The following is a 22,245-nucleotide window of genomic DNA, read 5'->3' on the forward strand; positions in this document are numbered from 1 at the left end:
CGGTGCGTGACGTGCCGGCGACGCACCATCCATCGCCGTCATTGCGAGCCGCCGCAGGCGGCGCGCCAATCCCGCTGACGCTGCCGACGCCGGCGCGAACGCGTGGATCGGCGCGTCGCTCGGCTCTTCGCGATGACGAGAAGAGGGCGTGGCCACAGCCCGGACCCGAAAGCGAGAGCGCCGTATGACGACCAAGAGCGACCCTGCCCTCCGGCACCCGGAGAAGGCCCACCGGCCGGACAATCCGACCGCGCACCCGAAGCCGAAGTGGCTGCGGGTCAAGGCGCCGACCTCGAAGGGCTACCAGGACACGGTCAGGATCGTGCGCGAGCGCAGCCTGCACACGGTGTGCGAGGAGGCGGCCTGCCCCAATATCGGCGAATGCTGGGCCAAGGGCCACGCCACCATGATGATCATGGGCGACACCTGCACCCGCGCCTGCTCGTTCTGCAACGTCGCCACCGGCCGGCCCGACCACCTCGACCCGCTGGAGCCGCTGAACGTCGGCCGCGCCGTGCGCGAGCTCGGCCTGGAGCACGTGGTCGTCACCTCGGTCGACCGCGACGACCTCGGCGACGGCGGCGCCCGCCACTTCGCCGCGACCATCCGCGCGATCCGCCGCGAGGCGCCGGGCGCGACCATCGAGATCCTGACGCCGGATTTCCTGCGCAAGGACGGCGCGCTGGAGATCGTGGTCGAGGCGCGGCCCGACGTGTTCAACCACAACCTGGAGACGGTGCCGCGGCTCTATCCGCGGATCCGGCCCGGCGCCCGCTACTATCACTCGCTGCGGCTGCTGCAGCGGGTGAAGGAACTGGACGCGACGCTGTTCACCAAGTCGGGCCTGATGGTCGGCCTGGGCGAGACCGACGAGGAAGTCGGCCAGGTGATGGACGACATGCGGTCGGCCGAGATCGACTTCCTGACCGTCGGCCAGTACCTGCAGCCGACCCGCAAGCATGCGGCGGTCGACCGCTTCGTTACGCCGGAGACGTTCGACGCGATGGCGCAGAAAGCCCGCGCCAAGGGCTTCCTGATGGTGTCGGCGACGCCGCTGACCCGCAGCTCCTACCACGCCGGCGACGACTTCGCTCGGCTGCGGGCGGCGCGGGAAAGCTGGCTGGCGGCGGCGCGCGGGGCGTCGGCCGAGGCCGCGGCGACGCCGGCAGCCGAGTGACCGCGGCGCCGTTGCAGCAGCGACGGCCGACCGCTCCGGCCGGCGCGGGCGCGCGGCCATCGCACGGTCGCGTGCGCCGGTCGGCGGGCCGATGACCACCCATACCGAACGCCGCCACGTCCCCTACACGCCCGAGCAGATGTTCGAGCTGGTGGCGGCCGTCGACGCCTATCCGGAGTTCCTGCCCTGGTGCACCGCGGCGCGCATCCGCCGCCGCAGCGAGCATCTGATCGTCGCCGACCTGGCGATCGGCTACAAGGCGGTGCGGGAGAAGTTCACCTCCGAGGTGCACCTGCACCGGCCCAGCCGCATCGACATCACCTATTCCGACGGTCCGTTCAAATATCTGAACAGCCGCTGGCAGTTCGAACGCGGGCCGGGGGGAACTCGCATCATCGACTTCCACGTCGACTTCGAGTTCCGCTCGCGCCTGCTGCAGCGGATCATCGGCCTGTTCTTCCACGAGGCCGTACGCCGCATGGTGCGTGCCTTCGAGACCCGCGCCGCCCGGCTCTATGGCGACGGCGCCGGTACGGCCGAGCCGTCCGTCGAAGGGCCCGCTGCCTGACCGCCCGCTGGCGGCGGCGCTTTACATTGGCGCAAAACTAGGGATCATCCCTAGCAGAGCAGACAGGAAATCGAACCGGGCAGCCCATGCTCACCCCCACCCATATCCGCGCCGCGCGCTCGCTGATCGGCGCGCGCCAGTCGGATCTCGCAAAAGCGGCCGGCATCTCCTTGGCAACGTTGAACAATATCGAACGCAACGTCGGCGACCCGCGGGCGAGTACGTTGGCGGCGATCGAGACGGCGCTGGCGCAGGCGGGCGTTCTTGTCGAGGACAGCGCCGACCGGGTCGGCGTCGCGGTCGATCGCTTCAGCCGTCCGCGCCTGTTCGAGCCGTACCAGGCTAGCGAGGCGATCATGGCGGCGATCGGCCCGAAGGCGTTGTTCATGGCCGACGCCGTGGTCGCGTACGGCCGGCGCGGCGGCAGCCGCGAGGGCGGGGCGCATCCGCCGCGCTTCTGCGTCGCGCTGACCGGCAGGCTGCGCACCCAGGTATTCGACCGGGCGAGCCTCGCGCTGGACTCGCCGGCCGGCGCGGCCGAGGTCTGCGGCATCCTGATCGCCGCCTTCGCCTACCGGCGCAAGGTGCTGCGCTATATCGACCATGTGCTGGACGATACCACCCAGCTCGGCGATGCCGACGTGGTCGCGCGCATCGCCGCCGCCCAGCCGCGTCCGATGACCCATCCGGCGCAGATCGTCGACGTGATCGACGACTGGGACCTGCTTGGCGACACCTATCTGTCCTGGAAGAGCCATCCCGCCCGCGACCTGTTGCTCAGCTTCGGCCCGCCGCCCGCCACGCAGGGCGGGTGAGACGTTGCCGGCCGCGGCCGGCCGCTTCACGCGGCTTCGACCGCCTCGCGCAACAGGCGAAGGGCGACGCGCACCGTCGATTGCCTGACCGCCGCCCGGTCGCCGGGAAAGACGTGGCGCTCGACCCGGCCCGCCGCCGCCGCGCCGTCGGCCTTGCGGGCGCAGGCCAGAAACACCAGCCCGACCGGCTTCTCGGCCGAACCGCCGCCGGGCCCGGCGATGCCGGTGACGGCGACCGCCACGTCGGCCCGGCTGGCGGCGAGCGCGCCGCGCGCCATGGCGACCGCCACCGGCTCGCTGACCGCGCCGTGGCGCGCGATCAGGTCGGCGGGCACGCCGAGCATCTGGGTCTTGGCTTGGTTGGAATAGGTGACGAAGCCGCGGTCGACCATGTCGGAGCTGCCGGCGACCTCGGTCAGGGTCGCGGCGATCAGGCCGCCGGTGCAGGATTCGGCCGTCGCCACCATCCAGCCGCGGTCGCGGTAGAGCGCCAGCAGGGCTTCGGCCTCGTCGATCGGCGACATCTCGGGCATGGCGGACCTCAGTCTTGCGGGCCGCGGACCAGGGTGGCGGAGGCGAGCGCGGCGATGCCCTCGCCGCGGCCGGTGTAGCCCAGCCGCTCGGTCGTCGTCGCCTTGACCGACACCCGCTCCGGCGCGATGGCGAGCAGGGCGGCGATCGCCGCGCGCATCGCGTCGCGATGCGGGCCGACCTTCGGGCGCTCGCAGATCACGGTGACGTCGGCATGGGCGATGGCAAAGCCCTCGGCACGGGCAATGTCGGCCGCGTGGCGCAGAAAGGTCGCGGAGGGTGCGCCCTGCCAGCGCGGGTCGGAGGGCGGAAAGTGCTGGCCAATGTCGCCCCGGCCGGCCGCGCCGAGCAGCGCGTCGGTCAGTGCGTGCAGGCCGACATCGGCGTCGGAGTGGCCGGCGAGCGCGAGCGCGCCGGGCACCGCGACGCCGCACAGCATCAGCGGGCGCGCGGCATCCTCGATCAGCCGGTGGGTGTCGAAGCCGTGGCCGCAGCGGACGTCGACGCCGCCGCCGCTGCCGCCGGCGAGCAGCCGTGCACGGGCGAGGTCGTCCGCCGTGGTGATCTTGAAGTTGTCGCGCCGGTCGGGCACCAGCCGCACCGCGATCCCGGCCGCCTCGGCGACAGCGGCGTCGTCGGTCAGGTCGCGGCCGGCGGCGGCGCGGTGCGCGGCCAGGATTGCCGGAAAGCGGAAGCCCTGCGGTGTCTGCGCCTGCCACAGCCCGGCCCGGTCGCGGGTGGCGGCGACCATGCCGTCGGCGCCGGCCTGCTTCAGTGTGTCCGCCACCGGCACGGCGGCGATCGCGCCGTCGTCGACGGCAAGCGCGCCGATCACCTGGGCGATCGTGGCCTGGCCGACGAACGGGCGTGCGGCGTCGTGGATCAGCACCAGCGCCGGCGGGTCGGCGGCCAACGCCTCCAGCCCGGCCCGAACCGACTGCTGGCGGCTGGCGCCGCCGGCAACCGGTGCGGCGACGGCCCGCCCGGCGGCGGCCGCGCGATAGAGCGCCGCGTCGTCGGGGTGGATCACCACCCGGACCGTGTCGACCAGCGGCGCCGCCAGGAAGGCGTCGAGCGCGCGGCCGAGCACCGTGGCGCCGCCGCCCAGCGGCGCATATTGCTTCGGCCGTTCGCCGCCGGCGCGCTGGCCGCGCCCCGCCGCCACGATCAGCGCCGCGATGCTCCGCTGCATGGTCCTCCGTCCGTCCTCGCCCCGGGCCCGACCGATTAAGGTCAATTCACCGCAACGCGCAATCTTGAACAATTCCGGAAAGCGTCTAGAGTGCACACCGTTTGAGCAGAGCGGCATTTGCTCAATAAATAGGCATATGCGAAGCGATCAGGCAGATCGGCGGGGGGCTGATGGACTCGAATATGACGGACCGGCTACCGGCCGGCGGTTCCGATCTGGCACTGCGGGCTGCGGTGCTCAACGCGCTGGCCGAGCCGGTGTTCTCGCTCGACGGGGCCGACCGCTTCGTGCAGGTCAACAGCGCGGCGGAACAGTTCTGGCAGGCCGGCGAGGGCTATCTGTCCAGCCGCACTCTGGGCGACATGCTGGCTGCCGACCATCCGATCTTCGCCATGTTGCGCCAGGTACGCGCAACTGGCGTCAGTCTTGCAGACCATGGCCTGACGCTCGAATCCCCGAGGATCGGCAGCCATGAGGTCGCGGTGCACATAGCGCCTGTACAGGAGGTCGAAGGTCTGGTGGTCGTCTCGCTGCACCGGCGCACGGTGCAGCAGGCGATCGAGCGGCGCCTGTCGCATCGCGGCGCGGCGCGCTCGGTGTCGGCGATGGCCGCGCTGCTGGCGCACGAGGTGAAGAACCCGCTGTCGGGCATCCGCGGCGCCGCCCAGCTGCTGGAGCAGGCGGCCACCGAGGGCGACCGCCGGCTGACCCAGCTGATCTGCGAGGAGACCGACCGCATCTGCGGGCTGGTCGACCGCATGGAGGCCTTCGCCGACGGCCGGGCGATGCCGCGGTCGGCGGTGAACATCCATCAGATCCTGGACCACGTCCGCGGCATCGCCGAGGCCGGATTCGGCCGCCGCGTCGCCTTCCAGGCCCACTACGACCCCAGCCTGCCGGCGGCGCTGGGCAACCGCGACGCGCTGGTCCAGGCGCTGCTCAACCTGATCAAGAACGCGGCCGAGGCGGTGCCGGAGGACGGCGGCCAGATCGTGCTGGGCACGGCCTATCGGCACGGTCTGCGCATCGCCGGCGTCGGCGGCGGCAGCCGGCTGGAGCTGCCGCTGACGGTGTCGATCAGCGACAACGGGCCCGGCATTCCCGACGACATGCGCCCGCACCTGTTCGACCCGTTCGTTACCAGCAAGGCGCGCGGCACCGGCCTCGGCCTCGCCCTGGTCGCGAAGGTGGTGCAGGACCACGGCGGGGTGATCGAGTTCGACAGCTCTACCCAGGGTACGGAGTTCCGCATGTTCCTTCCCATCGCCGAACCGACCGGTTCCGATGCCGCTGGATTCTGACATGGCCGCCCACGCAACCATCCTGGTCGCCGACGACGATCGCGCCATCAGGACCGTGCTGGAGCAGGCCCTGTCGCGGCTGGGCTACGACGTGCGCACCACCGGCAACGCCGGCACGCTGTGGCGCTGGGTGGAGGAGGGGCTCGGCGACCTGGTGATCACCGACGTGTTCATGCCGGATGAGAACGCGCTCGACCTGATCCCGCGCATCCGCCAGATCCGGCCGCAGCTGCGCATCCTGGTGATGAGCGCGCAGAACACCCTGCTGACCGCGGTGAAGGCGACCGAGCGCGGGGCGTTCGAATACCTGCCGAAGCCGTTCGACCTCAACGAGCTGCTCGGCGTGGTCAAGCGGGCGCTGGCCGCGTCGCAGGGCGAGGGCGCGCGCGGCGAGCCCGCCGCCCACGACGGCCACGACAGCTTCGACGAGCCGCTGCCGCTGATCGGCCGTTCGCCGGCGATGCAGGACATCTATCGCGTGCTGGCCCGCCTGATGGCGACCGACCTGACGGTGATGATCACCGGCGAGTCGGGGACCGGCAAGGAGCTGATCGCCCGCGCGCTGCACGACTACGGCAAGCGCAAGAAGGGGCCGTTCGTGGCCATCAACATGGCCGCGATCCCGCGCGACCTGATCGAGAGCGACCTGTTCGGGCACGAGAAGGGTGCGTTCACCGGCGCCACCACCCGCGGCATCGGCCGGTTCGAGCAGGCGCGCGGCGGCACGCTGTTCCTCGACGAGATCGGCGACATGCCGCTGGAGGCGCAGACGCGGCTGCTGCGCGTGCTGCAGGAGGGCGAGTTCACCACCGTCGGCGGCCGCACCCCGGTGCAGGCCAACGTGCGCATCATCGCCGCCACCCACCGCGACCTGCGCCAGCTGGTCGCCGAGGGCCAGTTCCGCGAGGACCTCTACTACCGGCTGAACGTGGTGCCGATCCGGGTGCCGCCGCTGCGCGAGCGGCGCGAGGACATCCCGGCGCTGGCCCGCCACTTCATCGATCAGGCGGTGGCGATCGGCTTGCCGCGCAAGGGCATGCACGAGAGCGCGCTGGCGCGACTGAAGGCCTATGACTGGCCCGGCAACGTGCGCGAGCTGGAGAACCTGATCCGGCGGCTGGCCGCGCTCTATTCCGAGGACGTGATCAGCGGCGACATCATCGCGCGCGAACTCGACCAGGGCGAACGCGAGCCGCTGGCGATGACGCGGCCGCAGGCCGACAACCTGGCCGCCTGCGTGCAGCACCACCTGGAGGAATATTTCGCGGCGCATGGCGGCAGCCTGCCGGCGTCCGGCCTCTACCACCGCATCCTGCACGAGATCGAGCGGCCGCTGCTGCGGCTGACCCTGGACGCCACCAACGGCAACCAGATCCGTGCGGCCAGCGTGCTCGGTCTCAACCGCAACACGCTGCGCAAGAAGATTCGCGAATTGGACATTCCGGTTGGCCGCGGCATAAATTAGGCCGGCTGACGGCGCCGCGACGGGCGCCGACGACGGCGAGGGCCCATGACCAGCGATGTAGTCGTGCCGTCGCAGTCCGCGCGACGCAACCTGGGCGCATGGCTGCGTCGGCTGGCGACGAGCCGCATCCTTACCCTGGTGATGCTTGTGGTCGCGGTGCTGTGCGCCATCGCGACCTACATGGCCTTCGCCGGCATTCCGCCGTTCGGCCAGGACCCGACCGCCACCATCGTGCTGGTCAATTTCGACCTGCTGGTGCTGCTGGCGCTGGGCGGCGTGATCGCGGTCAACCTGGTGCAGGTCTGGGGCGCGCGCCGCCGCGGCTCGGCCGGTTCGCGCCTGCACATCCGTCTGGTGGTGCGCTTCGGGCTGCTGGCGATCGCGCCGACGATCGTCGTCGCGCTGTTCTCGATGCTGTTCTTCACCTTCGGCCTGCAGGCCTGGTTCTCCGACCAGGTGCGGACCGCGGTGAACACCTCGCGTGCGGTGGCCGAGGCCTATCTCGCCGAGCACAAGCGGGTGATCAAGTCCGATGTCGTGGCGATGGCCAACGACCTCAACCGGGCGGCGCCGCTGGCGGCGGAGGATCCGCAGCGCTTCGGCGAGCTGTTGGTGGCCCAGGGCCAGGTCCGCGGCCTGCCGGAGGCGGTGGTGTTCACCACCGACGGCAACATCCTGTCCAGTGTGGACTTCGCCTCGCGCGCCGACCTCGACCCGTCGCGGCTGCCGCCGGAGGCGATCGACGCGGCCAAGGCCGGCGAGGTCGTGCTGATGACCAGCGACGACGAGGACCGGGTCCGCGCGCTGGTCCGGCTCGACGGGCTGCAGAACGCCTTCCTTTACGTCGGCCGCGAGATCGACCCGACCGTGATCGGCTATATCGAGCAGACCAGCGGCGCGGTCAGCGAATATGCGATGCTGGAGACGCGGCTGTCCGACCTGCAGGTCACCTTCGCGCTGATCTTCGTCATGCTGGCGCTGCTGCTGCTGTTCACGGCGGTGATGTTGGGGCTGCAGTTCGCCACCGGGCTGGCCCGGCCGATCAGCGCGCTGATCGGGGCGGCCGACCGGGTCCGCGACGGCGACTTGGGCGCGCGGGTCGACTCCGGCCGCGGCGACAACGAGCTGGCCTCGCTGAGCCGCGCGTTCAACCGGATGACCGAGCAGCTGCAGGCGCAGCGCGCCGAGCTGATCGAGGCCAACGAGCAGATCGACCGCCGCCGCCGCTTCAACGAGGCGGTGCTGGCCGGCGTGTCGGCCGGCGTGATCGGGCTGGACCAGGGCGGCTCGGTGCACATGGCCAACGAGACCGCCGCCCGCCTGCTCGACAAGACGCCGGAGGCGCTGCGCGGCGCCCGCCTGGCCGACGTGGCGCCGGACATGGCGCCGATCCTGCGGCTGGCCCGGCGCCGGCCGGCCGGCTTCGTCGAGACCCAGGTCGCGGTCGAGCGCGGCGGCGAGCTGCGCAACCTGGTCGTCCGCGTCGCCACCGAGCGGGTCGACAGCCAGGTCAATGGCTATGTGGTGACCTTCGACGACATCACCGAGCTCGGCGCCGCCCAGCGCAAGGCCGCCTGGGCCGACGTCGCCCGGCGCATCGCCCACGAGATCAAGAATCCGCTGACCCCGATCCAGCTCTCCGCCGAGCGGCTGAAGCGCAAGTACCTGAAGCAGATCGCCGACGACCCCGAGACCTTCCAGCTCTGCACCGACACCATCGTGCGCCAGGTCGACGACATGCGGCGCATGGTCGACGAATTCTCGTCTTTCGCGCGCATGCCGGCGCCGAAGATGGAGCAGGCCGACCTGCGCACCGTCTGCGCCCAGGCGGTGGTGCTGCAGCGCACGGCCCATGGCGAGGTGCGCTTCGTCTACGACCTGCCGAAGGAGCCGATCCGCATCACCTGCGACGCCCAGCAGCTCGGCCAGGCGCTGACCAACCTGCTGCAGAACGCGATCGAAGCGATCGAGGGGCGCGAGGGTGCGGCGGACGAACTGCCGCAGGGCGAGATCCGCATCGATATCGACGCCGGCACGACGGCGGTGAAGATTAGGATCAGCGACAACGGCCGCGGCCTGCCGACGCAGGAGCGGCACCGCCTGACCGAACCCTATGTCACCACCCGGGCCAAGGGCACCGGGCTGGGGCTGGCCATCGTCAAGCGGATCGTCGAGGATCATCGCGGGAGCTGACGCTGTCCGACAGGGAAGGCGGTGGCGCGTGCGTGACATTGACACTTCCGCTGGACCGCACGGCGCCGTCGCTGGGCGGCGGCAAGACGGCCGCGACGCGCGCCCAGGCCGCCCCGAAAGTGATTGACGCAGGCGAAGGGGTCGGGCACGACGCGGGCTCCGGGAGCCCCCTTCGGAACATCGCGGAATGACGCAGGCGAGCAATGGCGCGCGACGTACTTGTTGTTGACGACGAAGCCGACATCCGCCTGCTGATCACGGGAACGCTGGAGGACGAGGGCTATTCGACGCGCGAGGCGGCCAGCGGCGAACAGGCGCTGACCGCGGTGCGCGAACGCCAGCCCAGCCTGGTCATCCTCGACATCTGGCTGGAGGGCAGCCAGCTCGACGGCATGCAGGTGCTGGAGGCGCTGCTGCGCGAATATCCGGCGCTGCCGGTGGTGATGATCTCCGGCCACGGCTCGATCGAAACGGCGGTGTCGGCCATCAAGATCGGCGCCTACGACTTCATCGAGAAGCCGTTCAAGTCGGACCGGCTGCTGCTGATCGTCGAGCGGGCCGTCGAGTCGGCGCGGCTGCGGGCCGAGAACACCGAGCTGAAGCTGCGCGCCGGTGCCGAGACCGACCTGATCGGCAACTCGCCGGCGGTCAACCAGCTGCGCCAGGCCGTGCAGCGGGTGGCGCCGACCGGCAGCCGGGTGTTGCTGTCCGGCGCACCCGGCAGCGGCAAGGAAGTGGTCGCCCGCCTGCTGCACCGCCGCTCGCGCCGGGCCGACGGGCCGTTCGTGGTGCTGAACTGCGCCACGCTGAACCCCGACCGGCTGGAGATCGAGCTGTTCGGCGAGGAGAGCGCCAGCGGCGACGGCCGGCGCAAGGTCGGCATGTTCGAGCGCGCCCATGGCGGCACGCTGCTGCTGGACGAGGTCGCCGACATGCCGACCGAGACCCAGGGCAAGATCGTGCGGGTGCTGCAGGACCAGTCGTTCGAGCGGGTCGGCGGGTCGGCCCGGGTCCATGTCGACGTGCGGGTGATCGCCTCGACCAACCGCAACCTCGCCGAGCTGATCTCGGCCGGCGCCTTTCGCGAGGACCTGTACTATCGCCTGAACGTGGTGCCGCTGACGGTGCCGTCGCTGGCCGAGCGGCGCGAGGACATCCCGCTGCTGGCGCGCCATTTCATGCAGCTGGCGGCGCAGTCGGCCGGCCTGGCCACGCGCGAGCTCAGCGAGGACGCCATCGCCGCCCTGCAGGCCTATGACTGGCCGGGCAACGTGCGCCAGCTGCGCAACGTGATGGACTGGCTGCTGATCATGGCGCCGGGCGGCGGGCGCGAGATGATCCGCGCCGAGATGCTGCCGCCGGAGATCAGCGCCGCCACCCCGCCGGCGCTGCGCTGGGAGCAGTCGGGCGAGATCATGGGCCTGCCGCTGCGCGAGGCGCGCGAGACGTTCGAGCGCCAGTACCTGGCGGCGCAGGTCAGCCGCTTCGGCGGCAACATCTCGCGCACCGCCTCCTTCGTCGGCATGGAACGCTCCGCGCTGCACCGCAAGCTGAAGGCGCTGGGCGTCGCCGCCAACGCCAAGCTGAACGGCGGCGATTGATGGCTGACGCCCCGATCCGCGCGGCCGCCGGCGAGGTGCGGCGATGAAGGTCATCGTCTGCGGCGCCGGTCAGGTCGGCTTCAACATCGCCCGCTACCTGTCGAGCGAGAACGACGTCACCGTGATCGACCAGCGCCCCGACCTGGTCGCCAAGATTTCCGACCAGCTCGACGTGCAGGGCATCGTCGGCCACGCCTCGCACCCGCCGGTGTTGGAGCGCGCCGGCGCCCAGGAGTGCGAGATGATCATCGCGGTCACACAGGCCGACGAGGTCAACATGGTCTCGTGCCAGGTGGCGCACAGCCTGTTCAACGTGCCGACCAAGATCGCCCGCATCCGCAATCAGAGCTATCTCGACCCGCTGTGGGCCGACCTGTTCAGCCGCGACCACCTGCCGATCGACGTCATCATCTCACCGGAGGTCGAGGTCGCCCGCGCCATCGCCCGGCGCCTGCACGTGCCCGGCGCCTTCGACGTGATCCCGATGGCCGACGACAAGGTGCGCGCGGCCGGGGTGCGGCTGCGCGAGGACTGCCCGGTGATCAACACGCCGCTGAGGCAGCTGACCACCCTGTTCCCGGACCTGCACATCGTCGTGTTCGGCATCCTGCGGGGCGACCGCACCATCATCCCGACCAGCGACGACCAGATGCTGCCCGGCGACGAGGTGTATTTCATGGCCGAGACCAGCCACCTGGGCCGGGCGCTGGCGGTGTTCGGCCACACCGAGCAGGAGGCGCGCCGGGTCATCATCATCGGCGGCGGCAACATCGGCCTCAACCTGGCCGAGACCATCGAGCAGCAGTTCAGCGGCGTCTCCGCCAAGCTGATCGAGCTGAGCCGCGAGCGCGCCCAGCACGTGGCCGAGCGCCTGAGCCGGGTGCGCGTGCTGAACGGCGACGGGCTCGACCCGGAGGTGCTGGAGGAGGCCAACGTCTCGGCGACCGAGACGGTGGTCACGGTCACCGACGACGACGAGGTCAACATCCTCGCCGGCCTGCTGGCCAAGCGCTACGGCTGCGAGCGGGCGGTGGTGCTGATCAACGCGCCGACCTATACCCCGCTGATCGGCACGCTGGGCATCGACGTGGTGGTCAGCCCGCGGGCGATCACCGTGTCCACCATCCTGCAGCACATCCGCCGCGGCCGCATCCTGTCGGTCAACTCGGTGCGCGAGGGCTTCGGCGAGGTGATCGTCGCCGAGGCGCTGGAGACATCGACCCTGGTCGGCAAGAACCTGCGCGAGGCCAAGCTGCCGGACGGCGTGATCGTCGGCGCGATCGTGCGCGGCAACGAGGTGGTGATCGCGCGGCCGACCACCGTGGTGCAGGCCAAGGACCGCGTCGTACTGTTCGCGGCGACCGGAACGATCAAGCGAGTCGAGAAGCTGTTCGCCGTCCGGCTCGAGTATTTCTGACCCGCCGCCGGCGCGCACGCCACCGGAGAGCCGCATGCCGCGCTTCGCCTATGTCAACGGTCGCTACGTGCCGCACCAGCGGGCCTGCGTCCACGTGGAGGACCGCGGCTATCAGCTCGCCGACGGCGTCTACGAGGTGCTGCCGGTGATCGGCGGCCGCCTGGTCGACGAGGCGCCGCACCTGGACCGGCTCGACCGCTCGCTGGGCGAGCTGTCGATCCGCTGGCCGATGCCGCGGCGGGCGCTGGAGCTGGTCGCGCGCGAGCTGTTGCGCCGCAACCGGCTGCGCGACGGCCTGCTCTACATCCAGGTGACCCGCGGCGTGGCGCCGCGCGACCACGCCTTTCCCGGCGGCGACGTCGCGCCGGCGCTGGTGATGACCACGATGCGCCGGCCGCCGCCGCGCCGCGCCGACCAGGTCAGCGGCGTGGCCGTGGTCACGACGCCTGATATTCGGTGGAAAAGATGCGATATCAAAACCATATCTCTTCTTCCTAATGTTCTTGCGAAGCAGATGGCACGCGAGGCGAAGTGCGTGGAAGCCTGGATGGTCGACCCCGACGGGCAGGTGACCGAGGGTGCGTCGACCAATGCCTGGATCGTCACCGCCGACGGCGCTCTGGTGACCAGGCGGGCGGATTCGGCGATCCTCAACGGCGTCACCCGGCAGCGCATCATCGCGCTGGCGCGGGATGCCGGCCTGCGCTTCGAGGAGCGGCCGTTCTCGCTGGCCGAGGCGCGGCAGGCGCGCGAGGCCTTCCTGTCGTCGAGCTCGAACCTGGTGATGCCGGTGGTGCGCATCGACGATGCCGCGATCGGCGACGGCAAGCCGGGGCCGCTGGCTTGCCGGCTGCGCGACGCCTATCTCGCCCAGGCCGCGAGCGCGGGATGACGGCATCGCCCGCCCCGGGCCTGGCGGCCGTGCTGTTCGACTGGGACGACACGCTGGTCGACAACTGGCCGACGATCACGTTGGCACTGAACGCGGCCTATGCCGCATTCGGCATGCCGACGGTGTCGATCGACGAGGCCAAGCGGCGGGCGACGCGGTCGCTGCGCGACAGTTTCCCGGAGATCTTCGGGGCGGAGTGGGAGCGGGCCCGCACCATCTTCCTCGACAGCTTCGCCGCCCATCACATCGACGGCCTGGCGGTCAAGCCGGGCGCGCCGGAGCTGCTAGCCATGCTGGGCCAGGCGGGCGTGCCGATGGCGATCGTCAGCAACAAGAATGGGCCCTATCTGCGGGCGGAGGTCGCGCATCTGCGCTGGGGCGGCGCGTTCCGGGCGCTGGTCGGCGCCGGCGACGCCGCGGCGGACAAGCCGGACCGCGCCGTGGTCGACCTGGCGCTCGCCGGCAGCGGCCTGCAGGCCGGCCGCGCGGTCTGGCTGGTCGGCGACACGCCGGTCGACATGGCCTGCGCGCTTGCCGCCGACTGCACCGGCGTGCGCCTGCGCTGGAATCCCGCCGACGACCCGCCGACGCCGGGCGAAATCCATGCGGTATCGTCCTTGCATGAGTTGCGGGCGCTTGTTTCCACGTCACTCAGCGCCATATGAGGTTCGAGCCTGGAACGATATGCGCGATCCGGGAAGGGCGTTTACGACCCGCTGCGCATAGAACGGAAAAAAATGAGGGTTCCCATGTCGAACGACGGCCATAACGTACAGGACGTATTTCTCAACCACATCCGCAAGAACAAGGTTCCGGTCACCATTTTTCTGGTGAACGGCGTCAAGCTGCAGGGCGTGGTCACCTGGTTCGACAACTATTCGGTGCTTCTGCGCCGCGACGGCCACTCCCAGCTGGTCTACAAGAGCGCGATGTCTACCGTGATGCCTGCGACCGCCATCAACCTGTTCGAAGGCGACAAGGCAGAAGGCGATAAGGACGGCGATCATCACTGAGGTTCATGCCGCCCGGCCGCAGCCGGGCGCAGCCGACCGCTCCGAAACGGCCGCGCTGGTCGTCTATCCCGAGCTTCCCAGGGCCACGCGAACCCATCGCGGCGACCTGCGCACGCCTGCGATGCAGCTGGCCGAGGCGGTCGGCCTGGCCCGTTCGATCGGGCTCGACGTGGTCGGGCAGCATTGCATCCGGGTACCCAAGATCCGCGCCGCCACGCTGATCGGCACCGGCGCCATCGAGCGGCTCGAGTCCGAGGTCGCCGCCACCGGTGCGACGCTGCTGGTGATGGACTGCGCGCTCGGCCCGGTGCAGCAGCGCAACCTGGAAAAGGCTCTGAAGCTGAAAGTGATCGACCGCACCGGTCTGATCCTGGAGATCTTCGGCGCGCGGGCGCGGACCCATGAGGGCCGGCTGCAGGTCGAGTTGGCGGCGCTGACCTACCAGCGCTCGCGGCTGGTCAAGTCGTGGACCCACCTGGAGCGGCAGCGCGGCGGCACCGGCACCGTCGGCGGTCCCGGCGAATCCCAGCTCGAGATCGACCGCCGGCTGACCGACGAGCGCATCGCCCGGCTGAAGCAGCAGCTGGAAGGGGTGAAGCGCACCCGCGGCCTGCACCGCAGCGCCCGCGAGAAGGTGCCCTATCCGGTGGTGGCGCTGGTCGGCTACACCAACGCCGGCAAATCGACCCTGTTCAACCGGCTGACCCGGGCCGACGTGCTGGCCGAGGACATGCTGTTCGCGACGCTGGACCCGACCATGCGGCGCATCGATCTCGACGGCGGTTCCGACGCGATCCTGTCCGACACGGTCGGCTTCATCTCCGACCTGCCGACCCAGCTTGTGGCCGCGTTCCGGGCGACGCTGGAGGAGGTGCAGTCCGCCGACCTGATCCTGCACGTGCGCGACGCCGCCTCGCCCGACAGCGACGCGCAGAAGGCCGACGTCGACGCCGTGCTGAAGGACCTGGGCGTCGAGGCGACGCCGCAACTGGTGGTGCTGAACAAGATCGACCAGCTGGACGAGGCCGGCCGGCAGGCCGTGCTGAACCAGTGCGCCCGCGACGGCGACGCGGTGGCGATTTCCGCGCTGAGCGGGCTTGGCATCGACGACCTGCGCCGCGCGATCGGCCGGGCGCTGACCGCACGCCACGCGCTGGTCACCTATGCGGTGCCGGCGGCCAAGGGCGATGCGCTCGCCTGGCTGCACCGGCACGCCAAGGTGGAGCGGGTCGAGCCGCACGGCGACGTGCTGGAATGCCAGGTGCGGATCGAGCAGGCGGATTCGGCCCGCTTCTTCGACCGCTTCGCCATTGCCCCGCAGGCGGCGGCCGCGGAACAGCGTGCGGTCTGAACCGGCCGCGCGCCGCGCGGTTGCGCGGCGGGCGCGAATCTGGTGTCAACCACGGCAGCGGGCCGTTGGCCCCGACACACAGCCGCCGGAAGCCGAGCCATCATGACCAGTCCCGATCCCCAGACCGTCGCCGCCATCGTCCGCGAGGTGGCCGAGACGGTCGTGCTGCCGCGGTTCCGCGCGCTGGAGGCGCACGAGATCCACGAGAAGGGACCCGGCGACCTGGTCACCATTGCCGACCGGGAGAGCGAGGCGGCGCTGGCGCGCCGGCTGACCGACCTCTTGCCCGGCTCGCTGGTGGTCGGCGAGGAGGCGGCGGCGGCCGACGGCTCGGTGCTGGCGCATCTCAGCGACGATCGCCCGGTCTGGGTGATCGACCCGGTCGACGGCACCCACAATTTCGCCCACGGCGATCCGACCTTCGCGCTGATCCTGGCGCTGGTCGAGGGCGGCGCCACCCGCCGCGGCTGGATCTACCTGCCGATCGACCGCGAGATGGCGATCGCCGAGCAGGGCGGCGGCGCCTGGATCGACGGCAGCCGGATGGCGGTCGACCAGCCCGAACGCCTCGACGCGCTGGTCGGCGGCGTCACCTACAGCCTGTTCGCACCGATGCCGCGCGAGACGGTCAAGGCGCGGTGCGCGGCGTTCCGCCAATGCCGCAACCTGCGCTGTGCCGGGCGCGAATATGTCGACATGAGCCGGGGCCGCCGGCATTTCAGCTTCATGAAGAACCTCAAACCGTGGGACCACGCCGCCGGCGTGCTGATGCACCGCGAGGCCGGCGGCTATGCGGCACGGGCGGCCGACGAGACGCCCTATCGGCTGGTCGACCCGGGCATCGGCCTGTTGGTTGCGCCGAACCGCGACCTGTGGCATCGCATTCGCGACCACTTCAACGGCGTGTGAGCGCACACGCCGCAACAGCCACGTCCGTCATCCGCGGGCTTGACCCCGGGATCTCCACGGGAAAGGGCGCCGTCGCCATAGGGCCACGGTGCGTGCGCGGCGCGAGATCCGCGGGACAGGCCCGGGGATGGCGGCAATCGGAAACAGGGAGGACCGCCGCATGGCGAAAGTCGCATTTCTCGGGCTCGGCGTGATGGGCTATCCGATGGCCGGCCACCTGGCCGCCAAGGGTCATGACGTCACCGTCTACAACCGCACCGCCGCCAAGGCCGAGAAGTGGGTCGCCCAGCACGGCGGCCGCAGCGCGCCGACCCCGGCGGCCGCGGCACAGGGCCAGGAGATCGTGTTCGCCTGCGTCGGCAACGACGACGACCTGCGCAGCGTCGTGCTCGGCGACGACGGCGCGCTGGCCGGCATGGCGGCCGGCGGCTTCTTCGTCGACCACACCACCGCGTCGGCCGATGTGGCCCGCGAGCTCTACGGCGTGGCCAAGGCGAAGGGCGTCGCCTTCCTCGACGGCCCCGTCTCCGGCGGCCAGGCCGGGGCGGAGAACGGCCAGCTGACCGTGATGGTCGGCGGCGACCAGGCGCTGCTCCGACCGGGTCAAGCTGGAGATCGACAGCTTCGCCAAGTCCGTGTGCTGATGGGGGCCGGCGGGCTCGGGCCAGCTGACCAAGATGGTCAACCAGATCTGCATCGCCGGCCTGGTCCAGGGTCTGTCCGAGGGCGTCAATTTCGGTATCCGCGCCGGCCTCGACATGGAGAAGGTCATCGCCGTGATCTCGAAGGGGGCGGCGCAGTCGTGGCAGATGGACAACCGCGCCGCGACCATGACCGCCGGCAAGTTCGACTATGGCTTCGCGGTCGACTGGATGCGCAAGGATCTGTCGATCTGCTCCGCCGAGGCGCGGCGCAACAAGCGCGGCTGCCGGTGACGGCGCTGGTCGACCAGTTCTATGCCCAGGTCCAGGCCCGCGGCGGCCAGCGCTGGGACACCTCCAGCCTGATCCACCTGCTCGCCAACGACTGAGCCGGCGCCGGTTCCCGCCCGGGGTCAGACGCCCAGATAGCGTGCTCAGGCAGCGTCGGGTTTGCGGCGAAGGCGGCGGGCTGTCGCCGGCCCAGCGGGACTCCGGCTGGCTCTTCTCGATGATGACGTAGGTCGGCCAGCGCCATCAGCGCCGGCAGGTTCTTGTCGACCACCAGGATGGCCAGCCCGGTGCGCCGCAGTGCGTCCAGCGCGGTCCAGATGTCGTGGCGACCAGCGGCGCCAGCCCTGGTCGCTCCCTGTCGAGGATCAGCAGCCGCGGGTTGGTCATCAGTGCACGGCCGATCGCCAGCATCTGCTGCTCGCCGCCGGACAGCCGGCCGCCATGGCGCTCGCCCGCCGGGCCAGCTCGGAACAGCGAATACGCGGGCGACGGTCCAGCTCCAGGCCCCGCGCGGCGGGTGGGCGGTGGCGACCAGGTTCTCGCGGTCACGGTCAGGGTTGGGGAAGATCTGGCGTCCCTCCGGCACCAGCCTGGATGCCGCGCCGGGCGATGGCGCGGCCGCTCGCGGCCCGATCGGCGTCCGTCCCAGCCGATGCGGCTGCGCACTGGGCGGGGTTCAGACCGGTCACCGCCAGGATCGCGGTGGTCTTGCCCATGCCGTTGCGCTCGAGCAGCGAGACGATCCTCGCCTGCGCCGACGGCGAAGGACAGGCTGAACAGCACCTGCGAGGCGTCGTAGCCGGCATCGACGCCTCCACGCTCAGCACGCCAGCCGCTCCTCGCCCAGATAGGCCTCCTGCACCGCCGCTGCGTTGGCGCGCACCGCCGCCGGCACGTCGCAGGCGATCACCCGGCCGACCAGCACGCTGATCCGGTCGGCCAGCGCGAACACCGCGTCCATGTCGTGCTCGACCAGCAGGACTGTCATCGTGTCTTCAGCGCCGAGCAGGGCGACGATCGCCGCGCTCGTCCGGGCCGGCGCCGGCCATCGGCTCGTCGAGCAGCAGCACTTTCGGCCTGGTACAGCGCCATCGGCGATTCCAGCCGGCGTCGTTCGCCATGGGCCATGTGCCGGCGACGGCGCCGGCGCGCTCGGCCAGCCCGGACGCGGTCGAGGCAGGCCAGCGCCGGACCGGTCAGCGCCGGGTCGCTCCCGGTCGGCCGGAGGAAGCCGAAACCATGGCCGGTGCGGGCCAGCACGGCACGGCGCACATTGTCCAGCACGGTCGAGGTCGCGGAACAGGCTGGTGATCTGGAACGAAGGGCCAGCCCATGTCCGACCCGCATGCGGCGACAGTGTGTGACGTCGCGGCCGAACACGGATGCGGCCGCGATCCGGCTTCAGGTTGCCGGCCAGCTGGGCGATCAGCGTGGTCTTGCCGGCGCCGTTCGGCCCGATCACGGCATGCAGCTTCTCCTTCTGCCGGCAGCGAGCCCGGCTGTCGGTCGCTGGCGACCAGCCCGCCGAAGTGCTTGGACTAGGTCCGACCCGCAGTGCGGCCGCGGTCATCGTCGCGGGCTCCGCGCCAGCCGGCCTCGACCAGCCCGGGCGATGCTGCCGCGGGCGAACAGCACGACCAGATCAGACTGGCCCCAGCGCCACCCGCGCTGGCCCCAGCCGTCGCCGAAGAGGTCGAGCAGGCCGGGCAGCACGTCCTCCAGCAACAGGAACAGCGCGGCGCCCAGCACGGCGCCGGCCAGCCGGCCCATGCCGCTCAATATGACCATGATCAGTGCTCGCCGGAGCGGGTCCAGTGCATCAGCGACGGGCTGACGAAGCGGTCGAGATTGGCCATCAGCGCCCCGGCCAGGCCGCACAGCGCGCCGGCGATGACGAGCGCGCAGCTGTGCCGTAGCGGAAGGTCGGCACGCCGATCGCCTCCATCCGGCCGATGTTGCGGATGCCGGTCAGCGTCAGGCCGAAGCGGGCGCGGACGGCCAGCCGGAGGAAGCTGCAGGCCGCGCCAGGCAGCCCAGGATCAGGTAGTAGAGCTGGTGCGGTCGCCAAGGTCGAGCAGGCCGGGCGGTATCGGACCGGCCGAACAGCGAAAGCCCGTCGTCGCCGCCATAGCCGTCCAGCGAGACGAACAGGAAGAGCATCTGGCGAAGGCGAGCGTGATCATGATGAAGTAGACGCCGGTGGTGCGCAGCACCACCAGCCCGATCAGCAGCGTGCCGCCAGACCGGCGACCAGCACGCCGCCGGCAGGTGGACGAACAGGTTGCGGTCCCGCCGATGTCCCAATCGAGGAAGAACAGGGCGGTGCCGTCCGGCGTGGCGGCGAGGATGCCCATGGTGTAGGCACCGACGCCGAAGAAGGCGGCGGCCGAAGCTGACCATGCCGCCGTAATCACGAGGATCAGGTCGGTGCCGATCGCGGCCAGCGCGAACACCAGGATGCGGCTGGCGAAGATGATGTAGGAAGCGCTCGCCGGCCGCCTCGGCGCCCCAGGGCAGGGCGCGGCGAGCAGGGCCAGGCCACCAGCGGCTCGGCCCAGTCCTGCAACCGGAACGCTCAGCCATGGGCTGGAAACAGGCCGCGCGGACGCCAGAACAGCGCTCGGCGGCCATCAGCATGTAGATCGTCATCTCCGGGCCACCGCCGGCGGCAGCAGGATGCGGCCGAAGGTGTCGGCCAGCCTGACCAACAGCGCGGCGGCGAAGGCGCCGCGGATCGAGCCATGCCGCCGATGACAATCACCACGAAGGCGTGGATCAGCACCGGCTCGCCCATGCCGACCTCGACCGAGAACAGCGCCCGGACATCATGCCGGCAAGCCCGGCCAGCGCGGCGCCGAGGCCGAAGATCAGGCCGTAGGAGCAGGGCGATGTCGACTCGAGCGCGCCGACCATGCGCCGGTTGCTGGCGCCGGCGCGGATCAGCATGCCGAGCTGGGTGCGGCCGACTGCAGATAGAGGCCGAGCGCCACCGCGAGCCCGACGCCGATCACCGCCAGCTGGAACACGGGGGTAGGGCGCGCCGGGCACGATCTCGACCGAGCCGTCGAGGCCGGCCGGCAGCGCCATGAAATAGGCCTGCGGGCCCCAAAGGATGCGCACCAGCTCGTTGATGGTCAGGATCAGGCCGAAGGTGGCCAGCACCTGGTCGAGGTGGCTGCGCTCGTACAGCGTGCGCAGCACCGCCAGCTCCAGCGCGACCCCGACGGCGGCGGCGCCGGCGAGGGCGAGCAGCAGGCCGAGGGCGAAGGAGCCGGTCGCCGGCACCAGGGTCGCGGCCAGATAGGCTCCGATCATGTACAGCGAACCATGGGCCAGGTTGACCAGGTTCATGATGCCGAACACCAGCGTCAGCCCGGCCGCCATCAGGAACAGCATGACGCCGAGCTGCAGCCCGTTCAGGCATTGTTCGAGGAGGAGCAGCGCGGACATGGCTCAGGCCATCCCCGTCGCGGCCGGTCGATCCCCGGGATGCGTCATGCCCGGGCTTGACCCGGGCTTCTTTGGCCGACCGGGCTCCACCCCTGCGGGTAGGCGCGCACCGGACCGGCCATGACGCGGTCGCGCGTTCGGAACGGCCGCGCGAGGTTGCGGCAGGTCACTCCATGGGACAGTCGGCGGCGTAGGCGTCGCCATGCGCCTCGAACACGGTGCCGCGCAGCGCATTGCCGATGCGGCCGTCGTCCAGCATGACCACCTCGCGGACATAGAAGTTCTGGATCGGGAAATGGTTGGTGTTGAACCGGAACGGGCCGCGCACCGACTCGAAGTCCGCGGCCTCCAGCGCCGCGATCAGCGCCGCGGTGTCGTCCGTGGCGCCGCCGACGGCGGCCAGCGCGCTGTCGAGCAGTCGGGCGGCGTCGTAGGCCTGGGCGGCGTAGGGCGACGGGATGCGGTCGTAGGCCGCCTCGAAGCCGGCGACGAACTGCGCGTTGGCGGCGTTGTCGAGGTCCTGGGTCCAGAACGAGGTGTTGAACACGCCGAGCGCCGCCTCGCCGACCGCTGGCAGGATGGTCTGGTCGAAGCTGAACGACGGTCCGAACAGCGGGATCGTCTCCATCAGCCCGGCCTGCGCGTATTGCTTGACGAAGTTCACGCCCATGCCGCCGGGATAGAAAATATAGACGGCGTCGGGGTTTGCGGCGCGAAGCTCAGCCAGTTCGGCGGCATAGTCGGTCTGGTTGAGCTGGGTATAGACCTCGCCGGCCAGCCCGCCGTCGTAGAAGCGCTTGAAGCCGGCGAGCGCATCGGTGCCGGCCGGATAGTTCGGCGCCATGATATAGACGTTGTCGAAGCCCTGGTCCTTGACGTACTGGCCCATGGCCTCATGCGTGTTGTCGTTCTGCCAGGCGACGTTGAAGAAGTACGGGCTGCACATCTCGCCGGCCAGCGGCGACGGACCGGCATTGGCGCTGACCAGGATGGTCTCGTTCTCGATCACCAGCGGCGCCACCGCCATCATCACGTTGGAGAAGACGATGCCGACGATCATGTCGACCTCGTCGCGCTCCAGCATCGACTGGGCGACCTGGCGCCCGACGTCGGGCTTCAGCTGGTCGTCCTCGACGATCAGGTCGACGTCGAGCCCGCCCAGCGTGCCGCCGCTGTCGGCGATGCCGAGCTGGAAGCCGTCGAGCAGGTCCTGGCCCAGGGCCGCAGCCGGGCCGGACAGGGTGGCGATGAAGCCGATCTTGATCTCGTCGGCCTGGGCGATGCCGGCCCCGGCCAGCGCCGCCGCGCCCACGGCGGCGCCGATGATGTGTTGTCGCATGGATGTCTCCCTCGTCGCGTTCTCTGGGCCGTCGCCCTTGGCGGGGATCATAGGCGAGGGCTGCCGCGATGCCAAAGCGGAAGCGGCCACGCCCGCGGG

Annotated in this window: 22 protein-coding genes and 2 pseudogenes; 14 read left to right on the forward strand and 10 right to left on the reverse strand. The window is 70.8% G+C overall.

The features are described from left to right. The first annotated feature begins 184 nt into the window (after window positions 1–184). From lipA to R3F55_17690, 3 genes are all read left to right on the forward strand, one after another. Window positions 185–1,177, forward strand: a complete 993-nt coding sequence (lipA, locus tag R3F55_17680) for a lipoyl synthase (GenBank protein ID MEZ5669229.1) — start codon at window positions 185–187, stop codon at window positions 1,175–1,177. 91 nt (window positions 1,178–1,268) lie between these two features. Continuing rightward, the gene (locus R3F55_17685; GenBank protein MEZ5669230.1) at window positions 1,269–1,745 is read left to right on the forward strand and encodes a type II toxin-antitoxin system RatA family toxin; all 477 of its coding nucleotides are present in this window, start codon (window positions 1,269–1,271) and stop codon (window positions 1,743–1,745) included. Window positions 1,746–1,831: 86 nt separating this feature from the next. Then, on the forward strand, window positions 1,832–2,560 hold the full coding sequence (locus R3F55_17690; protein MEZ5669231.1) for a helix-turn-helix domain-containing protein: 729 nt from the start codon (window positions 1,832–1,834) through the stop codon (window positions 2,558–2,560). Window positions 2,561–2,586: 26 nt separating this feature from the next. Here R3F55_17690 and R3F55_17695 read toward each other — a convergent pair whose 3' ends face one another. Beyond that, complete coding sequence (locus tag R3F55_17695; protein ID MEZ5669232.1) at window positions 2,587–3,093, reverse strand: CinA family protein; 507 nt, start codon at window positions 3,091–3,093, stop codon at window positions 2,587–2,589. 8 nt (window positions 3,094–3,101) lie between these two features. Continuing rightward, the gene (locus R3F55_17700) at window positions 3,102–4,283 is read right to left on the reverse strand and encodes a bifunctional 2-C-methyl-D-erythritol 4-phosphate cytidylyltransferase/2-C-methyl-D-erythritol 2,4-cyclodiphosphate synthase (protein MEZ5669233.1); all 1,182 of its coding nucleotides are present in this window, start codon (window positions 4,281–4,283) and stop codon (window positions 3,102–3,104) included. Window positions 4,284–4,465: 182 nt separating this feature from the next. Between R3F55_17700 and R3F55_17705 the strand changes: the two genes are divergently transcribed. The 11 genes and pseudogenes from R3F55_17705 to R3F55_17755 all read left to right on the forward strand — a co-directional run bounded on the left by R3F55_17705 (window position 4,466) and on the right by R3F55_17755 (window position 17,455). Then, on the forward strand, window positions 4,466–5,584 hold the full coding sequence (locus tag R3F55_17705; GenBank protein MEZ5669234.1) for an ATP-binding protein: 1,119 nt from the start codon (window positions 4,466–4,468) through the stop codon (window positions 5,582–5,584). 1 nt (window position 5,585) lies between these two features. Next, the gene (ntrC, locus tag R3F55_17710; protein ID MEZ5669235.1) at window positions 5,586–7,049 is read left to right on the forward strand and encodes a nitrogen regulation protein NR(I); all 1,464 of its coding nucleotides are present in this window, start codon (window positions 5,586–5,588) and stop codon (window positions 7,047–7,049) included. 45 nt (window positions 7,050–7,094) lie between these two features. Then, the gene (locus R3F55_17715; protein ID MEZ5669236.1) at window positions 7,095–9,242 is read left to right on the forward strand and encodes a PAS domain-containing sensor histidine kinase; all 2,148 of its coding nucleotides are present in this window, start codon (window positions 7,095–7,097) and stop codon (window positions 9,240–9,242) included. A 203-nt stretch (window positions 9,243–9,445) separates the two neighbouring features. Then, the gene (locus tag R3F55_17720; protein MEZ5669237.1) at window positions 9,446–10,843 is read left to right on the forward strand and encodes a sigma-54 dependent transcriptional regulator; all 1,398 of its coding nucleotides are present in this window, start codon (window positions 9,446–9,448) and stop codon (window positions 10,841–10,843) included. Between the two features lie 43 nt (window positions 10,844–10,886). Further along, the gene (gene trkA / locus R3F55_17725; GenBank protein MEZ5669238.1) at window positions 10,887–12,260 is read left to right on the forward strand and encodes a Trk system potassium transporter TrkA; all 1,374 of its coding nucleotides are present in this window, start codon (window positions 10,887–10,889) and stop codon (window positions 12,258–12,260) included. A gap of 34 nt (window positions 12,261–12,294) precedes the next feature. After that, window positions 12,295–13,152 (forward strand): D-amino-acid transaminase, encoded by an 858-nt coding sequence (locus R3F55_17730; GenBank protein MEZ5669239.1) that lies wholly within the window; start codon window positions 12,295–12,297, stop codon window positions 13,150–13,152. Continuing rightward, the gene (locus R3F55_17735) at window positions 13,149–13,817 is read left to right on the forward strand and encodes an HAD family hydrolase (protein MEZ5669240.1); all 669 of its coding nucleotides are present in this window, start codon (window positions 13,149–13,151) and stop codon (window positions 13,815–13,817) included. The genes R3F55_17730 and R3F55_17735 overlap by 4 nt, the downstream gene beginning before the upstream one ends. Before the next feature lie 84 nt (window positions 13,818–13,901). Next, window positions 13,902–14,165: an RNA chaperone Hfq gene (hfq, locus tag R3F55_17740; protein ID MEZ5669241.1), complete on the forward strand. Its 264-nt coding sequence runs from the start codon at window positions 13,902–13,904 to the stop codon at window positions 14,163–14,165. Window positions 14,166–14,286: 121 nt separating this feature from the next. After that, window positions 14,287–15,516 (forward strand): GTPase HflX, encoded by a 1,230-nt coding sequence (gene hflX, locus R3F55_17745; GenBank protein ID MEZ5669242.1) that lies wholly within the window; start codon window positions 14,287–14,289, stop codon window positions 15,514–15,516. A 102-nt stretch (window positions 15,517–15,618) separates the two neighbouring features. Next, window positions 15,619–16,425: an inositol monophosphatase gene (locus R3F55_17750; GenBank protein ID MEZ5669243.1), complete on the forward strand. Its 807-nt coding sequence runs from the start codon at window positions 15,619–15,621 to the stop codon at window positions 16,423–16,425. Between the two features lie 160 nt (window positions 16,426–16,585). Then, window positions 16,586–17,455 (forward strand): annotated as a pseudogene (locus R3F55_17755) (NAD(P)-dependent oxidoreductase). Window positions 17,456–17,600: 145 nt separating this feature from the next. Here the strand turns inward: R3F55_17755 and R3F55_17760 are convergent. The 8 genes and pseudogenes from R3F55_17760 to R3F55_17795 all read right to left on the reverse strand — a co-directional run bounded on the left by R3F55_17760 (window position 17,601) and on the right by R3F55_17795 (window position 22,146). Beyond that, on the reverse strand, window positions 17,601–17,768 hold the full coding sequence (locus tag R3F55_17760; GenBank protein MEZ5669244.1) for a hypothetical protein: 168 nt from the start codon (window positions 17,766–17,768) through the stop codon (window positions 17,601–17,603). A gap of 140 nt (window positions 17,769–17,908) precedes the next feature. Beyond that, entirely contained in the window at window positions 17,909–18,184 is a 276-nt protein-coding gene (locus R3F55_17765; GenBank protein ID MEZ5669245.1) for a hypothetical protein, read from the reverse strand. Continuing rightward, the gene (locus tag R3F55_17770; GenBank protein ID MEZ5669246.1) at window positions 18,178–18,345 is read right to left on the reverse strand and encodes a hypothetical protein; all 168 of its coding nucleotides are present in this window, start codon (window positions 18,343–18,345) and stop codon (window positions 18,178–18,180) included. The genes R3F55_17765 and R3F55_17770 overlap by 7 nt, the downstream gene beginning before the upstream one ends. Window positions 18,346–18,923: 578 nt before the next feature. Continuing rightward, window positions 18,924–19,145: a hypothetical protein gene (locus R3F55_17775; protein MEZ5669247.1), complete on the reverse strand. Its 222-nt coding sequence runs from the start codon at window positions 19,143–19,145 to the stop codon at window positions 18,924–18,926. Window positions 19,146–19,212: 67 nt separating this feature from the next. Further along, entirely contained in the window at window positions 19,213–19,425 is a 213-nt protein-coding gene (locus tag R3F55_17780) for a hypothetical protein (protein MEZ5669248.1), read from the reverse strand. Continuing rightward, window positions 19,397–19,810 carry a hypothetical protein gene (locus tag R3F55_17785; protein MEZ5669249.1) on the reverse strand — a complete coding sequence of 138 codons (414 nt, stop codon included), beginning with the start codon at window positions 19,808–19,810 and terminating at the stop codon, window positions 19,397–19,399. Before R3F55_17785 ends, R3F55_17780 begins: the two co-directional genes overlap by 29 nt. Before the next feature lie 122 nt (window positions 19,811–19,932). Beyond that, window positions 19,933–20,807: pseudogene (locus tag R3F55_17790) on the reverse strand (branched-chain amino acid ABC transporter permease). Between the two features lie 166 nt (window positions 20,808–20,973). Then, entirely contained in the window at window positions 20,974–22,146 is a 1,173-nt protein-coding gene (locus tag R3F55_17795) for an ABC transporter substrate-binding protein (protein ID MEZ5669250.1), read from the reverse strand. Window positions 22,147–22,245 lie beyond the last annotated feature (99 nt).

Source organism: Alphaproteobacteria bacterium (genome assembly GCA_041396705.1).
Taxonomy (GTDB): Bacteria; Pseudomonadota; Alphaproteobacteria; order CALKHQ01; family CALKHQ01; genus CALKHQ01.